Origin of the sequence: Streptomyces tatrensis, assembly GCF_049310065.1 — a bacterium.
Classification (GTDB): domain Bacteria; phylum Actinomycetota; class Actinomycetes; order Streptomycetales; family Streptomycetaceae; genus Streptomyces.
Map to the genome: position 1 here is coordinate 23,115 of NZ_JBMDLB010000009.1, position 15,012 is coordinate 38,126.

A 15,012-nucleotide genomic window follows, 5' to 3' on the forward strand; every position below is an offset into this window, starting at 1 on the left:
CGGGCCGGCGCGGCGGTGTCGTGCGGAGGTCAGGGAGCCGGGACCGTGCCGGCCGGCGCTTCGTAGGGGGTGGTGATCCGGTCCAAGGCCGCGCGGATACGGGCGGCGTTGTGCAGGGCCCAGGAGGCGAAGACCTCCTCGCTCACGCGGCCGGTCTGGGCCTCGGCGGCCGGGCTGTCGGCTCGATCGGCTGCCGCTTCGAGGTGAAACATCGCGGCGACCAGGTCGGTGATCAGTGCCGTCTCGATGCGGGCGACCGTGCGCACGTGGTCGCAGGCGACGGGCTCAGCGCACGAGACGGCCGGGGTGGTGGTGTCCATGGCGGTTGTCCTTCGGTAGGTGGGGTGGTGTCACTTCTCGTCGAGGGAGGCGAGAAGGGCCTGCAGGCCGGACCTGGCCGGTGGCCGCTGCGCGGCTCCGGCCGCGGGGACCGTGGCGGCAGGAGCGGGCCTGGAGGCGGTGGCCGGGCGGACCGTCCTCGGCGCGGGCGTGGCCGACGCTGCGGCTGCCCGGGCCGGGATGGCCGCGCGGACCGGTGTCGCCTTGTCCCGAGCGGGGGTCCGTACGTGGACGGTGCAGGTGGCGCCGGCCAGCCGCGGACGGCTCCGGTGCTGAGGCCGGCCCGACAGCTGGCCGTCGGCCGGAGTCGAGGCGTAGACAACGAGGCTGCGCAGCGCGCGGGCGGGATCGCGCCCGTCCAGACGGGCGTACCGCAGGACCCAGGCCAGGCCCCAGGGCAGGCAGATCATCACCAGGACGTTGATGACGCCGAAGTGGGCCCACAGCTGCCGGGTGATGACCAGGAGCAGGAAGGTGGCGACCATCGTCACGATCTGGGTGATCGTGTACGGGCCTCCGGGAAGCCGACCGGCGCCGGGCAGCTTCCCGATCACCAGCGGGTGCTTGCGCGCCCGGGTGTAGGAGTGCCCGACCAGCTGCTCCTCGTCGGCACTCACAGCACGTGCTCGTCATCAAGAGCCGTCGGTATTGCGCGGGGTTCGACCTGGACGGTCTTCGGCTGGGGTGCGCTGTTGACCTCGGAGCCGACCTTGGTCTGCAGGGACGGCATGTTGGCCAGGCCCCACAGCACCAGGGCGCCCAGGAGGAAGGCGACGACGGTGGCCACCCAGGACTTGGTGCGCCAGTACGCGCCGAAGATCGCGACGGCTACGCCGACGGCAGCCACGAGCTTGACGAGGGTTCCGATCTGGTTGGTCTTGTTCGTGGCCCAGGTGAGGATGTCGCCCGCCAGCAGGACGGTGTTCGGGTCGGTGGTGTGCATGGGTGTTCTCTCTCGTTCTCGGGGTTAGGAGGCCGACGGCGACGGTGAGGGCGACGGGGTGCCGGTGCTGTCCGTGCTGTCGGAGTCGGGGGAGGGAGCGACCAGGGCCGGGTTGCTCCCGCGCTGGAGCACCGGGGCGGCGCCGAGGGAGGCGATTTCCCAGCGGCCGCCGCGCGAGCGCAGCGTCAGCGCGTAGGTAAGGGGATAGGTCGCGCCGGAGGCGTCCTTGGCGTTGACCGTGGCCAGCGTCTGGCGTACGGCTCCGTCACTCGGCACCGCGGTGTTGCTCGCGTTGGCCGAGTCGTCGGCGACGTCGGTGACCTCGATGCCGGAGTACGGCGCGGGCGTGACTGACTGCAGGGAGACGCCGGGGGAGGTGTAGCGGTCCAGCCCGCCCTTGCCGGCCAGGTAGGCGTTGAGGAATCCGGTGATCGTCTGGGTGGCCGGGTCCGCAGGGTTGCTCCCGCGGTTGGTGCCGTAGCCCAGAGCGCTCGCTGTCAGCGACGCCGGCGCGGCAACCTGGGCCGGCAGCGCTGTGGCCGTGTAGCCGAGCGTCGACTCGTCGTTCCGGTTGCTTCCGCCCGCGGATGCGGGGCCGAGCGCCTGGACCGGGACCTGGTAGTACCGGAGTCCGGCATCGACGTAGGCGCCCTTGGCGTCCTTCTGCGCGATACGGGCTGCGACGGTCACCGCCCAGTAGCCGGGCTGCACCTCGCGGCTCGTCACCGCGACGGTCCGGGTGGCGCTGCGCGTCCCCGGGGTGTTGGTCAGGGTGACCGAGCCGGAGAAGTACGGGCGCAGGGAGCCCTCGGAGCCCTGGCCCGCCTCGATGTAAGCGACCACGTACAGCTGCGCGAATCCGCTGGGCCCGGTGTCGGAGGCCGTCTGCGCGGTCGGCGCCGTCACGGTCGCACTCTGGGCCTGGGTGGGGGATCCGAGCAGCGAGGTGATTCCGAGCAGCGGGCCGGAGGCGATGAGGATCCAGGCGCCGATCCGGGCCAGCCGCGCGGCGCCGGACAGCCCGGCGGTGCTGGTCTGCCAGCCGGTTTCGTCGCCGGCGTCGAGGACCTCCTGCTCCGGCTCCGCCTGCGGCAGGTCGTCCCACGCCTCGCTCTCGGCCACCGCGCGGCGGCGACGGAGCCTCACGACATCCTCCGCTCGGCCTGAGCGGTGAGGACGTCGCGGATCCGCTCGCGCAGTTCCTCGGGGCTGCGCTGGAGCATCGACTCCCAGGACCGAAGGGCGGCCTCGGAGTCGCGTTCCAGGAACTGGCTCAGTGCCTCGTGGACACGGCGGTTGAGCGGGTCGCGGACGAGAGCAGTGCCCAGCTCGGTCAGCTGGCGTCGCGCCTGGGCGACGCGGGTCTCGTCTTCGTCGAGGAAGGGGACGGCGGGTCCGTGGGGACCGGCAAGGGAAGTAGACACGGTGGTACTCCCGGTCTCGGTGGTGGGCAGGGCGGAAGAGGTCGTGAACGCGGATCGGCAATAGAGGTGTCGATCGGGCCCGCGGTGTGACGGCCGCGGCCGAGAACTTCAGACGGAGGCGAGGTAGTAGCCGGTCAGGTCGGCGTCGCGCAGGGGCCGGACCGCCCGGGACGCCCGCTGCCGAATCCGATTGCCCTCGGCTCCCATGGCTCGGGTGGTGCGGAACTCCTGGTCCGGGTCGAGCGAGGAGCTGAGGTAGTACTCGGTGATCCGCTGGGCGTCGGAGACCTTCAGCGCCTGGATGTCGACCGCCCACCTCACGAGGGCGAGCAGCTCGGTCCGCGCCTCGCCTTCGTTCAGCTCCGGCTCGTCGCGGCTCACGAGCTCGAGCTCGGCGGCGTGGGCGAGGAGGTCAGCGAGTTCGATCTGGAGCGAGGGGTCCGCGCCCTCCGTACCGAGCAGCGGAACCTGCGGGTCGCCGGCCAGAGGAGCGAGAGAACGGGCGATCCTGCGGAGCTCGCGACGGTCGTCGAAGTCGGCGGCCAGGATGCTCTGCGCCAGCATCAGCGTGTCCATCGCGACGTTCACGAAGATCGCGTGAGGCCGCCGCGCCAGCGGGTACGTCCGGACGACCTCGAACAGCGCGCTCAGGACGGTGCTGAGGATGACCTCCCAGTCGAGGCCGGGGCGAAGCTGCGTCTTGGCCATCAAGAGCGCCTTCGGCAGCAGGACCCGGACAGCGAGCTTCCAGGCGAGCTCGCTGTCGAAGCCGTCACCTGCAGCTCGCCGGAGCAGCACGGTCATGGCCCCGTTGTGCCCCGCCCAGTCGCCGCGCCGGAACAGCGCGATCAGCCGCTCGATGACGTCCTGGGGGGTACGGACGTCGGCGAGCTCGACGTCCTCCTCGGCCCAGTGGGTGATCCGGTCGGCGGCACGAGGGTCGCTGTTCAGGACTTCCCAGTCCCGGTTCATGCGCTCCAGGGCGCCGTACCCGGACCCGGAGGGAGCAGTGGCAGAGGCGGTGCGGTTCTTGGTGGCCACGTCCGTGTCCGTCCTTTCGCGTCATCTGGCTGATGTCGCTCACGCTCTTCGCACCCCCCTTGTCCGCGGTCTGATCGACCTCGGCGGATGACGTGGTCAAGGGGGTTCACGGGCGTGGTGCGGTCGGACAAGGGGTGAGCGGACAAGGGGTGCGGAGCGCGGACAAGGGGTCGCGCACCACCGCACCGCGCGACCGCACCGCAGCGGCGCACCAGATCCGGTGGTGCGGTGCGGTCGTGACGTGGTGCGCTTTCGGAAGTGCGGTTGGTGCGGTGACGACCGCCCGCACCGCACCACCGGATCTGGTGCGGCCGGTCTGCCGCCGCACCGCACCAGCTCTGTCTCGATCAAGGTGCGCTGGCCCCGGTGCGGCCGGCTCCGGCCGGTCGCGGCGTCCTTCTGCACCCGGTATTCCGCGGCCTGGCCCAGAAGCTGGCTGGCTGCAGAGCGTGATCCGAGGGGAGAGATCTCCCCTGCAGACCGTCCTCGCAGTGCGGGGGAGCAGGACCCGCTGCGGCTGTGAGGTGTGAGGCGCCGCGCCACCTGGGCGGAGCCCAGGACAGAGCTGGTCCGGGAGAAACGCGGGCGGATGTCAACCGGACAAGGGGGTGCCCGGAGGCCGGACAAGGGGGTGCCCTGCCTGGCTCGACCCTGGACAAGGGGGTCGGTGTCGTCGGTGACCACCCGGACAAGGGGGGTGACAGACGCCGGACAAGGGGGTGGCCTGCTTGGCTCGACGCCGGACAAGGGGGGAGCCGCCACCCTGAACACCCGGACAAGGGGTCCGGCCCAGGAGCGGACAAGGGGGAGCGGGTGAGGCGATACCGCGGACAAGGGGGGCTGGCTGATCACGTTCCGCGACCACTGAGCCACCCGCCCGGCCACCGCACCTGCTGGCGTGGGCCGGCCGTACCACCGCCGCGGGCGCACCTGTGGTGCGGTGCGGGAGCCCGCGCACCGCACCGCACCGATCGCCACCGCACCACCGCATCGCGCGTGCGGGTGCGCATCCAATCGGTGCGCACCCCCGTCCTCTCCGCACCACCGCACCACCGCACCACCGCACCTTCGACACCCGGGTGCGGGTGCGGTTAGTGAGCTGGCCGTGCACGTGCCGCTTCCGGGACGCGCACCTCTTCGAGGCGGGAACCGCACCACGCTCCGAGGCAGAGGGGACCTGCGGCTGGTGGTGTGACGTCGCACCGCTGGAGAGGGCGAGCCGGCAGGTCGTCAGGCGACCTCCGCGGCGACCTCCAGAACCCTGTGCCGCGCGCAGACGCTCCGGGTGGGCAGAGCCTCGCGATCGCAGACCGCATCGGCCCCGCCGATGCACCTCGCGGGGCCGGAAGTGCCTGCGGGGACGCCGACCACCACGGCCTCCACTTGTCCGGACACCTCCGCGCGGCAGAGCGCGCAGCGTCCGTCGTCCAGAGCCCGGCCGGTCAGGAAGATCCGCGCACCGCATCCGGAACAAGCTCCGCGCGGCGGCCCCAGCGGCACGGGGCTGGTGGTCCTGGCCGCCGCCGGGCGCCGGATCGCCTCGTCCAGGGTGCATTCGATGCAGGTTCCGCACGGCCCGGGGCGGGTGCCGTGCTCGGGGCACAGCCCGTCCTGGAGGCGCTGAGCTTGCTGCCGGGTGGCGAACCGATCGGCGACGACTTCCGCGCAGACCTCGCAACGCCGCCCGGTCGACCACATCACCCCGGCTTCGCAGTCCTGGTGGCCACACCCCCAGCGCGGCAGGGCCACGCCGAGCAGCCACCGACCGGGATCCCGGATCTCGGAGGTCATCGTCTGCTGGGCGAACCGGAGGGTGAGCCGGTGGCGGAGGCGTTCCGCGGCCGTGCCCTCACTCAGCTGACGACCCACTTCCCTCGCGATCTTCCGTTCGACAAAGGCGTTGCCGACCTGCTTCAGCAACCAGTGCACTGGCTCCAGCACGGAGTAGATCTCCGGGCTCATGGCCAGATCCGGTCCGGTGTACGCCGACTCGGACGACGGTGCTCGCCGCCCTTGCTGCTTCGGGATGGAGGGCTGGCTGCTTTCACCCGCGCGGAGCGCGAGACGAGCCGGCGGCCCGTCGAGCCGGGCAGCGCCCGACGGGTTTTCCACAGGCCAGGAGCCCTCTACTACCTCAGCCTCGCCTACGGCGGATGAGTCAAGTGCTCGCGCGGCCTCTGGTCGGTCAGTCGTAGGTGATTCCTCATTCGCGAGGGATCCCTCACCAGACAGCGGACCCGACCCCTCACCATTCGGGGAACTGTCCGCATCGCCGCCCGCGTTCTCCACAGGTTCCTGAAGGTCCTGGCCGTCGCCGCCCGGGGCCTGGGTAAGGCAGGCAGATACGGGCTCCGCGTCCTGCGCCGAGGCGATGTCGTGCGCGATGAACTGGTGGCGCCCCTGGGCTCCCGCCCTGCGCACCACGGTCAGCCATCGCGACGCTTCGAGCTCGTCCACCACCACGCCGGCCGACGTGACCGTCAGCGTCTGTCCGGCCTTCTGGCCGGAGTGGTGGAACAGGGAGCCAGCCAGCTCCCCCTCGGTCAGCTTGATTCCGACCGCCTGCGCGTACGCGATGACGGCGTACGCCCTCAGCTGGCGGGGCGTGAGGTCCTCCGAGGCAGCCACCGGCACCCATACGAACGACTCCGACCTCGACACCGGCCTGGTCCGGCGTAGCGCAGAGGTCCCCCGTCCGCCGCGCAGCGTGCGCCGCTGCGAGACCAGTTCCACCACACGGTCCGGCCCAGTACCTGACAACTGGGCAAGCCCCCTCTCCACCGAGGCCTTCGAGACGCCCAGGTAGGAGGCGATCGTCGCCGACTTCGCCTGGCACCCTTCCTCGCGCATCCCGAGCGCCTTCACCTTCACGTACACCGCCAAGGCGATGTCCGCGTAGAACGGCGAGGTGATCAGCCGCATCGGCACCTTCACCCGCTGTCGGCGCACCGGCGCACCGGGGACCGGGGCGGCCCCCGGCCCCGCCGTCACCGCGGCCGCAGGCGGGCATGGTGGCAGGGCACCGCGGGCTTCATCGGCCGGCGGCGCGGTGCTCGAACGCCGCGCGGGAGCGGAGTGCTCGCGCGCGGAAGGAGCTGGGCTATACGTCAGAGCGGTGGTGGGCACACTTCTCCTGGCGCAACGGCCACTGGCCCGTTGCGCTCGGTGTCGCAGCCACGCCGGTCACGGGCGGGCTGTTGTGTTGTCGATGTGGGCGCGGTCCTCGGCCGGTCAGAGGTGGGTGTCGGCCATAGAGGTGTGCAGAACCGGTTCGGTGTGACGAAGGCAGGCGGAAGATTTCGGCCCCCCCTGTCCGCAGCCGATCCGTCGTCCGCCTCTGTGGCCTTCCAAACCGGGGTGGGACCCGGGCTGACCTGCAGGACAAGGGGGTGGCGAGCAGCGCCTGGACCCCTTGTCCGCGGGGCAGAACGAGCGGATCAGCAGACGACGGGAAGTGCCCTGCCTAGTCGGCGCGGCCCTGGGAATTTGAGGTCTGGACAAGGGGTGGTGCCCCGGGCGCCCAGCGCTCCGTGGCGGCGCGACCGCAAGACCCACAACATCGCGGCGGTCTCACGGGAGGCGACGCTGCGCGCGTCCGCGATCACCGAGGCGCCGGCGATGGCCGGGATGCGCCCCGGCGCGGAGCGCCTGAGCTGACAAAGGGCATGGCTGTACTGCAAGATGTACTCCGTCCTCCTCCGGGCCTGGCCCGGGGTACGACAAAGCCCCGCTCGGGGCTGCTGCTGGTGAGGCAGTGATCACCAGACCGTGAGGTCTGGACCTCGCTCAGGGGAGCGGCAAACTCCCGCTGAGCGGTGAATACCGGATCGAGGAGCGGCAAACTCCGAGTCCGGCGGAGAAGGGCGAGGAGCGGCCTGGCAAAGGCGCCCGCCCGGTTGGCTACGACATCCCGCCCCCATCGACAGGGGTGGTGCGCCCATCGCGCGAGCTGCACAGCAGAGCAGCCCACCGCGACGGCGTCGAGGACACCGTTCGATCAGCGGGCTGACTGAGTACTTGCGCGTGGGTGCGGGTACGCTCCACCACGAGACACCGCCTTATCGGTTCTCGGTTCGATAAGCCCCCGCGACCTGCTCAAAGGTCGTGGGGGCATCGTGCATTTCGGGGCCGATGCTAGATCGACTGCAAGCAGCCTATCCCCATACGTCGGGGTTGGGGGCAGCCGATTCACGGCTGATGCATAAGGCACGCACCATCAAAAACCCTCATGAGTCGGTTACTTACGCAATAGAGCCGCATGATTGCGACAGGAACACGCGATCGGCGCGAACCACCAGCAATTCATAGAAGACGGGCATTCCGTTGTGGAATCCCGTCCGCTGGATGGCGTGGACCGTCGAGGAGCCGGACTTCAGCAGCCGAGCCTCGTCGGGAGTGGCCGACCGGGTGGACCAGCGGCTACGAACGCCGGTGACAGCCAGGTCATGCTCGGCCAGCGACCCCAACTCGTCGACGTGGACCGGCTCCGAGAGCTGGCGGGCGACATCGGCCACGGACCTCGGGACGTGGAACTCCCGAAGGGCCCACGGAGCACCCGCGTACTGGTGCACCGTGCCGCGAACCACCACCGTCATCCCCTCTGGGCCCTGCAGGAAGCCGGCGACAGCCGCCGGAGCCTGCCGCACCTCCGTACGCAGTCCCTCTCCGGGCCCGAGCTGCTGCTCGCCGACAGGCAGGATCTGACCATCCCGGGTCCAGCTCACCTCGAAGGCCGCGGGCGCGCTCATGACCTGGTAGCCGCGCTTGGGCAACGATTGGATCAGGCCCTCCGCGACCAGAGGCGCGAGGCCGGCCAGGACCGTGTTCCGAGCCACGCCGAACCGAGAGGCGAGCGCCCGGCCGGACGGCAGGAAGCTCCCTGGGGCGAACGCGCCGGCCACGAGGTCGCGGCGCAGATCGTCAGTGATCTTGTCCTGCTGGTACGGGTTCGGCATGAGGCACATCTTGCCGCACCGGCGCGGGCGGGTCCGGGCCCTGGTCCGCCTCATCAGGCATCCCCCTTGACGTGAGCGATCTTCAGGTGCACCATCATCACACATCTGGCTCAACTGGACTAAGCCAGATGAGCCAGGTGTGCCCATGAGTGATGGAGACCCCCATGAACACCAGAAACCGGATCGCCGCCGCGGCTCTCACCGCGACCCTCGCCCTCGGCGCCACCGGCTGCGCCCTGGACGGCGGCAAGGCCGATCAGCCCTTCATGGATGCGCCGAAGGGCGCGATCAACAAACAACCGATGGACATCGTCGTGATGAGCGACGGCTTCTCCAACCTCGGCGCGAAGTGCGAGGGCCCGAACCGCGTGTACGTGATCTTCCACGGCAACGACAAGTACGGCTCGGTCGCCGTCGCCCCGAACGACCCGCGCTGTACCGCCCGCTGACCCCGCCCCGACCGCGCCGAGACACGGAACCCGCGCGACGGCACGGCCGCCAAAGCAGCCGAACCCGCCCCGCCTTCACGCGTCCTCACGAAAGCGGCCTCCGGGGCTGGACCCCCGGAGGCCGTGTGGAGCGCGCCGCCCACCGCTTCGCAGGAGACAACGACCCATGAACAGCATGATGGCAGGCCACCCGGCCCCCACCGATCCCCGATCCACCCCCGACGGAATCGACGAGGCGGCGATCGCGCGCTACCTCGCCCAGGCCACCCCCGTCGACACCCTCGCGACCAGCGGCTACCTCGCCGGCCACGACGGACACCTGATCGCCCAACACCTACGCCGGCCCCAGCTGAACCAAGCCCTCGAGCACTCCGTCTGCCACGCAGTGGCGCCGGACCCCGACAGCTTCTACCAGGGCGACGAAGAGCCCGACGACGACTGGCGGCGCCGCAGGGCGGCCACCATCCGCGACCACTGCGCGGCCTGCCCCGTCCGAGCCGTCTGCGCCGAGCTCGCCCTGAGGGCCAACGATCCGTACGGCGTACGCGGCGGCCTGACCCAGCAGAAGCTGGCACGGCGCCTGAGTGCCGAGCACCAGCGCCTTGCCGCCGCCCGTACCGAGGACACCCGCGTCGCCCGCGACCAGGCCGAGCGGATCAAAGCCGCGGCCGCCGTCCAAGACATCGCCCAGCAGTACATCGGATCCTCGGTCCCCGCCGACAAGCGAGCCACGAACAAGGCGGCGACCCTTGCAGCCGTGCAGCGCCGCGACATCCTCCGTCGGGCCCACCGAGCCGAAGCCGGCTGGACGGAGGCGGCGTGATCCAGCCCCTGCACATCTCCGACGCGATTACGAGGGCCATCGGCGCCGCCGCGCGGAAGGGCAACCCGTGATCACCGACCTGCTCCCGGTAACGACGCTCCCCGTGACCGAGCTGCTCACCTCGTGGCAGTTCGTCGCCGGCGCCATCGTCCTCACCTTCGGACCGGCACTCGCCCTGCGCCGTCGACGGGCCGCCCTGTCAGCCCTCGGCACGGAGGAACGGTCCACCGCCGCCGCGATGCGCGGCCGCCGAATCGAAGACCGCCTCACCGTCGTCATCGCGGCCGCGGCCGCAGCACTCTCGGCGACCGGACTCCGCCGCGTGGGGCGTCACCAGATGGGCCTGAGCAACCCGTTCGACCTCCTGCCCTTCATCGCCCTCGACATCGCCGCCATGGTCTGCGGACGCCGCGCCCGCCGCCGCGCCCGCGAAGGAGAAGGGCCAGGCCTGTCAGGAGTCCTCTTCTGGGTACTGGCCGCCACCAGCTCCCTCTTCTCCGCCGCCGAAGCAGACTCCCCACTCGGCGCTCTTGTCCGCGCAGTATGGCCGGTCCTGGCCGCGGTCCTGTGGGAGCTCGGCTCTCTCGAAGAACGCCGAGCCGCACGCAGCCACCGGGCCCGCCCGGATCGCCGCCTGGCCCTGATCCGGCTCTTCCACCCCGTCGAGGCCGTCCGCGTCGCGCTGCTCCTCGCCGCCCGCCAGGACCTCACCCAGGAAGAAGCCACCACCGAGGTCCGCGTCTCCCGCGCGGCCTACCGCTGGTACCGGCTACGCCGCGCCCAGAAGGCGGTCCGCAAAGCCGGCCGCCCGACCCGCTGGGCGTTCCGGTATCTAGAAACGCGAGCCGACAGCCGCGCCCAGAACGCCAGCGAGCGCGCACGGTGCGCCGACCCGGCCGTTCTGGAACAAGTCGTCAGCCGCCTGCAGGGGCGCGTCCGGCAAGCGGAATGGGCCGGTATGAATCTCAGCTCCGCGGCAGCGTTCGATGCCATGCGCGGCACGCTCATCGGTACCGCACCAGCCGCTCCGGTCCATACCGGGGCCGCCCATACCGCATTGCCCGACGACCCGGCCAGCGTGGAAAAACCGCAGGCGGAGGACGGTATAGACGACGCAGAGAACGGCGACGTCCTCACAGACGAAGAGGTACAGGAACGCTTCGTCCAGCTGGTCCCGCGTCGCCGCGACGGCAAGCTCGCCTGGGGGATCAACAAGTGCTCCCGCGCCGTCGGCATCGGCACACCCCGGGCCAGCAAGTTCCACGCCTCCCAGGAAACGTGGCTCCCCGCAGCCGTCGCACGGTATGACGCCACGGCCGCAGCCGGCCCGACTGAACCCCCGCCGACTCAGGCACCACTCGTGGACGACCGCGTTGAGATGGCAACGGCCCTGGCCAACCCGGCACCTGCACCAGACAACCCCCGCGCCCTGACGCTCGCCCCACCCGCCCCGCAGACCCTCGACGACGAACTCCTTCACGCCGGCATGACCGGGGACTACCAGCTGCTCCCAGGCAGCAAGCTCCTCGTTCCTGCGGGCGCCAGCCGACGCTGACGGCCCAGCTCCGCTCGCCGGACGCCCCGACCGCCCGCGCACTTCCGTAACTTCTGGGAGAACCCCGCCATGTCCCGTACCGCCAATGCGTCCGCACTGTCCTTCGACGACCACGTCGCCGAGGCGCTTGCTCTCGTCGCCGAGCGGCGTCCCACACACACCGCCAACAGGTCCCAGCGGACCGGCGACCGCGGCCTCGCCCGCGTCATCCCCCTGCAGGCTCGAAGGGCCGCGGACAGCGAGACGCACCGATGAGGGTCTCGACAAGGCCCGCCTCGCCAGGGGTCTCCTCTCCGATAGGGCTGCCCAGATGCTCCGCTCGGAGGGAGATCTCTCCTCCCGATTTTCCTTCCTTGGCCCGGAGAGAGAGATCTCCCTCCGGGCCAACAAGCTTGTCGAAGACGGCGCCGCCGCAACGACTGTGGCCAGGGAGGGGAGAGATCTCCTCCACCACCGTCCCAGTGGGGGAGGAGATCTCTCCCCCACCGCCAGGGCCAGTTCGGCCGATTCGAGCCCTGGAGAGGAGATATCTCCCCTCCAGGGCTGGGAGCTGGAGACGCGTACGTTGCGAAACCAATCGGGTCCTCTTTGGGGTCCCGTTTGGAGTCTCCTTTGGAGTCCTCTTTCAGGTCCTCTTTGGAGTCCCGTTTCGAGTCCTCTTTCATTCGAGCCGATCCGTACCAAACATGCAGGTCAGAGCCGCAGACAAGGGGTCACCGACACGCCGACTACTTCCCTACGGGCCTATGGCGGAGCTGGATGGACGTGCGAAGAGACATCAGCCGGAGGGGTGAGGAAGCGGAGCCGGCGCGCAGCGAGACATGGGTGAGCAATCGAGACGGGGTTGGAGCGGTACGGACGACGGACGGAGGAGGAGCGGGGTTGGAGCGGTACGGACGACGGACGGAGGAGGAGCGGGGTTGGAGCGGTACGGACGACGGACGGAGGAGGAGCGGGGTTGGAGCGGTACGGACGACGGACGGAGGAGGAGCGGGGTTGGAGCGGTACGGACGACGGACGGAGGAGGAGCGGGGTTGGAGCGGTACGGACGACGGACGGAGGAAGAGCGGGGTTGGAGCGGTACGGACGACGGACGGAGGAAGAGCGGGGTTGGAGCGGTACGGACGACGGACGGAGGAAGAGCAGAGGTGGAACGAAGGGAGAGAAGGCGAGCGGTGCGGTGCATGGACGGAGCGGAGTGGCGGGCTGGCAGGTAGGACGACGGGGAAAACGGGGCAGCAGCAGGGCGAGACAGACGGGATAGGCGCGTTCCGCGGGCGGGCGGGCCGAGGGCGATCGAAGTAGGGGGCGAGAACGCGGAGCGCCCCGCTCACGTGGTGAGCGGGGCTGGGCGGGGCGGGGATGGGACGGGCGCTACGCGGCGCGCTGCTCGGCGTCGGCCAGGAGAGACCGGCCGACGTCTCCGGCGGCATCTGCGGGGCTCATTCCGGCACCCAGGGCCAGGAGGTAGCGGGTGGTCGTAACGGCGACCGCCTCGGGCGTGCTGAGCACCTTGAGGACCACGGGCGCTCGCACGCCCCACTTCTGGGCGATCAGCGTGCTGGCGACGGAAGTGATGAACGCGACGGCATCCGCCGCGCCGTTGGGCGCGTTCTGGGAGAACGAGTTGCTCATGGTCCTACTCCTTCCTAGCTGGGGTGCGGGCCGGGAGGCCCGGGGTGCGTCCGTCCGGCGCACCCCGGGCGACAGATCACGCCTTGGTCAGCGTGGCCAGCTCGGCGGACAGATCCGCGCGCTTGAGGTTCAGCGCGGTGATGGCGCCGGTGAGCTGTGCGGCGGGAGCCATGTCCGGCGTGACGTCCGGGCTGGTCATGCCGTTCTCGGGAAGCTCGTCGCGCTCCTTGGTCAGCTCGGCGATCCGCTCGCCGATCGACAGGATGTCGAGCTTGAGCCCGTCGACCTTGTCGGACTTGACCTTGGAGTGCTGCGCGGTCCAGGGGGTCTCCGACTTGATGAACGCCGCGTACTTCGCGGTCAGCTCGGCAAGATCGTCGCGGTTCATCCACTGGACAACCAGGGCCGTCACCAGGTCGGCGGTGCGCAGCGCCGTCCGGCCGGAGACCTCGACTGCGCTGACGCCGGTGGCGTACTGAGCACCGGCCAGGTCCCGAATCCTGAGGATCGGCGACGCATCGGTGATGTCCAGGGGGTTCACCATCTTGTGCCCGACGACGAACGGGGTGCTGGCACTGCCCAGCACCGGAACGTCCGAGCGCTGGTGGCGGTCCTCGGCCGAGCCAGCGCCGAACTGGACGTTCACCAGGCCGAGAGCGGTCGGCTCGGCGTGGTAGTCGGGGTGGATCACGAACGATCCGACCGGGACGACCCCTTCCTGCACGATCCGCTTGACCGTGTAGGTCACCTCGCCGTTCTCGCCGATGCTGCCCTCGGCCGAGTAGGTGGCGCCGGTGGTGGTGGTGAAGGTCTGAGTGGTCATGCTGTCCTCCTGTGGACGGGCGTTGGGTGGGGGCCGGGGACTTCCGTTCCCGGCCCCTTCTGATCTCTACTGTACATGTATTCATAGACTTAAGCAATGTTGAGCCTATGGTGATGAACGGGATTACTTGGAGCCTGGTCGGCAGGCTACTCAGCCCGGACGAAGCACGGAATGTAGTCGATCATGGTCTTGTGCTCCCCAGGGCCGGGGCCAGCCCCCAGATCCTGGGAGGTGAGCGTGTGGCCGCAAGCGCTGTTCGTGCACTTCAGCAGGAAGCCGCTGGTCAGCCGGACCGTCCCGAACTCGCAGTGCTCGCAGGGAACCGGACGAGCCCCGACCGGAAGCGGCCCCAGATTCACAAAGGTCACATCGGCGAGGAAGTTCACCACAGCTCCTTGACGACAACTGCCGCTACGTAGCAGGACATTGCTATGAGGGTGGCCAGCGTCAAGACGCCCAGCACCTCGCGAGCAGCCACTTTCACGGGAGACTCGGAGCGTTCCTGGTACGGCGGACGCCCCGTCTTGACTCCGTATTCCGCATCCAACTTATCGGCCCTGGTGAGGCTCTGGGCGTAGGACTCAGCCACAGCCCTCCTGGCGTGCGGCTTCCCCAGGTACATGCTGAGATCCAGCGGGATGCCATTACGAGTGGTGGACCAGGTGAAGAGTGAGCGTCGCTTGACGTGGTAAAGATCCATGCCAATCCTTCCGGAACGCGCCGGCCGTCGGCGGAGTGAGCCGTGTCGGCGTTCTCGCCGACCTCGTGTGCACCACAATACACAGATTCATAGATTTACGCAACATCAGTTTGAGTGGGGGAGTGGGGTTGGGGTGCGGCGGGGGTAGGGCCGGCCTGGTTTGTTGAACGAGTGGCCGCTGTAGAAACTTCACAGGGTCCGCGTGCGGGGCGTACCCCGCCCGCCGGAGCGGCAGCCGGTCGCTCCTCGGGACCCCCGATGGCCGAGTCCGGCTCCATCACCCTCCGCGACTCCGGGCGGGGCGTGCCGGTCGGGGCGTGAACTT

The 15,012-nt window shown here is 70.1% G+C and carries 17 protein-coding genes; 5 read left to right on the top strand and 12 right to left on the bottom strand.

Annotation, left to right across the window (positions count from 1 at the left end; translation table 11 throughout):
* Positions 1-29: 29 nt before the first annotated feature.
* The 7 genes from ACODT5_RS15275 to ACODT5_RS15305 all read right to left on the bottom strand — a co-directional run bounded on the left by ACODT5_RS15275 (position 30) and on the right by ACODT5_RS15305 (position 6,873).
* The gene (locus tag ACODT5_RS15275; RefSeq protein WP_422519829.1) at positions 30-320 is read right to left on the bottom strand and encodes a hypothetical protein; all 291 of its coding nucleotides are present in this window, start codon (positions 318-320) and stop codon (positions 30-32) included.
* A 30-nt stretch (positions 321-350) separates the two neighbouring features.
* Positions 351-956, bottom strand: a complete 606-nt coding sequence (locus tag ACODT5_RS15280) for a hypothetical protein (RefSeq protein ID WP_422519830.1) — start codon at positions 954-956, stop codon at positions 351-353.
* A complete protein-coding gene (locus ACODT5_RS15285; RefSeq protein ID WP_422519831.1) occupies positions 953-1,282 on the bottom strand; it encodes a hypothetical protein in 330 nt (109 codons plus the stop codon). Before ACODT5_RS15285 ends, ACODT5_RS15280 begins: the two co-directional genes overlap by 4 nt.
* Before the next feature lie 24 nt (positions 1,283-1,306).
* Positions 1,307-2,428, bottom strand: coding sequence for a conjugal transfer protein (locus ACODT5_RS15290; protein WP_422519832.1), 1,122 nt, complete (start codon positions 2,426-2,428; stop codon positions 1,307-1,309).
* Entirely contained in the window at positions 2,425-2,706 is a 282-nt protein-coding gene (locus tag ACODT5_RS15295) for a hypothetical protein (protein WP_422519833.1), read from the bottom strand. Before ACODT5_RS15295 ends, ACODT5_RS15290 begins: the two co-directional genes overlap by 4 nt.
* 108 nt (positions 2,707-2,814) lie before the next feature.
* Positions 2,815-3,747 (bottom strand): hypothetical protein, encoded by a 933-nt coding sequence (locus ACODT5_RS15300; RefSeq protein WP_422519834.1) that lies wholly within the window; start codon positions 3,745-3,747, stop codon positions 2,815-2,817.
* A gap of 1,230 nt (positions 3,748-4,977) precedes the next feature.
* Positions 4,978-6,873 carry a hypothetical protein gene (locus ACODT5_RS15305; protein WP_422519835.1) on the bottom strand — a complete coding sequence of 632 codons (1,896 nt, stop codon included), beginning with the start codon at positions 6,871-6,873 and terminating at the stop codon, positions 4,978-4,980.
* Between the two features lie 381 nt (positions 6,874-7,254).
* On the opposite strand from ACODT5_RS15305, the gene ACODT5_RS15310 reads away from it, so the two are divergent.
* Entirely contained in the window at positions 7,255-7,404 is a 150-nt protein-coding gene (locus ACODT5_RS15310) for a hypothetical protein (protein WP_422519836.1), read from the top strand.
* A 584-nt stretch (positions 7,405-7,988) separates the two neighbouring features.
* On the opposite strand, the gene ACODT5_RS15315 is transcribed toward ACODT5_RS15310, so the two are convergent.
* Complete coding sequence (locus ACODT5_RS15315) at positions 7,989-8,702, bottom strand: GntR family transcriptional regulator (protein ID WP_422519837.1); 714 nt, start codon at positions 8,700-8,702, stop codon at positions 7,989-7,991.
* A gap of 164 nt (positions 8,703-8,866) precedes the next feature.
* Here ACODT5_RS15315 and ACODT5_RS15320 point away from each other — a divergent pair, with 164 nt between their 5' ends.
* The 4 genes from ACODT5_RS15320 to ACODT5_RS15335 all read left to right on the top strand — a co-directional run bounded on the left by ACODT5_RS15320 (position 8,867) and on the right by ACODT5_RS15335 (position 11,784).
* Positions 8,867-9,151 carry a hypothetical protein gene (locus ACODT5_RS15320; RefSeq protein ID WP_422519838.1) on the top strand — a complete coding sequence of 95 codons (285 nt, stop codon included), beginning with the start codon at positions 8,867-8,869 and terminating at the stop codon, positions 9,149-9,151.
* 166 nt (positions 9,152-9,317) lie between these two features.
* Entirely contained in the window at positions 9,318-9,974 is a 657-nt protein-coding gene (locus tag ACODT5_RS15325) for a WhiB family transcriptional regulator (RefSeq protein ID WP_422519839.1), read from the top strand.
* A 67-nt stretch (positions 9,975-10,041) separates the two neighbouring features.
* Positions 10,042-11,529 carry a DUF2637 domain-containing protein gene (locus ACODT5_RS15330; RefSeq protein WP_422519840.1) on the top strand — a complete coding sequence of 496 codons (1,488 nt, stop codon included), beginning with the start codon at positions 10,042-10,044 and terminating at the stop codon, positions 11,527-11,529.
* A gap of 69 nt (positions 11,530-11,598) precedes the next feature.
* Positions 11,599-11,784 carry a hypothetical protein gene (locus ACODT5_RS15335; protein ID WP_422519841.1) on the top strand — a complete coding sequence of 62 codons (186 nt, stop codon included), beginning with the start codon at positions 11,599-11,601 and terminating at the stop codon, positions 11,782-11,784.
* Positions 11,785-12,903: 1,119 nt separating this feature from the next.
* Here ACODT5_RS15335 and ACODT5_RS15340 read toward each other — a convergent pair.
* From ACODT5_RS15340 to ACODT5_RS15355, 4 genes are all read right to left on the bottom strand, one after another.
* A complete protein-coding gene (locus ACODT5_RS15340; protein WP_422519842.1) occupies positions 12,904-13,164 on the bottom strand; it encodes a hypothetical protein in 261 nt (86 codons plus the stop codon).
* 76 nt (positions 13,165-13,240) lie between these two features.
* Positions 13,241-13,987 (bottom strand): hypothetical protein, encoded by a 747-nt coding sequence (locus tag ACODT5_RS15345; RefSeq protein WP_422519843.1) that lies wholly within the window; start codon positions 13,985-13,987, stop codon positions 13,241-13,243.
* 146 nt (positions 13,988-14,133) lie between these two features.
* Positions 14,134-14,373, bottom strand: coding sequence for a hypothetical protein (locus tag ACODT5_RS15350; RefSeq protein WP_422519844.1), 240 nt, complete (start codon positions 14,371-14,373; stop codon positions 14,134-14,136).
* The gene (locus tag ACODT5_RS15355; protein ID WP_422519845.1) at positions 14,370-14,687 is read right to left on the bottom strand and encodes a hypothetical protein; all 318 of its coding nucleotides are present in this window, start codon (positions 14,685-14,687) and stop codon (positions 14,370-14,372) included. Before ACODT5_RS15355 ends, ACODT5_RS15350 begins: the two co-directional genes overlap by 4 nt.
* Between the last annotated feature and the right edge of the window lie 325 nt (positions 14,688-15,012).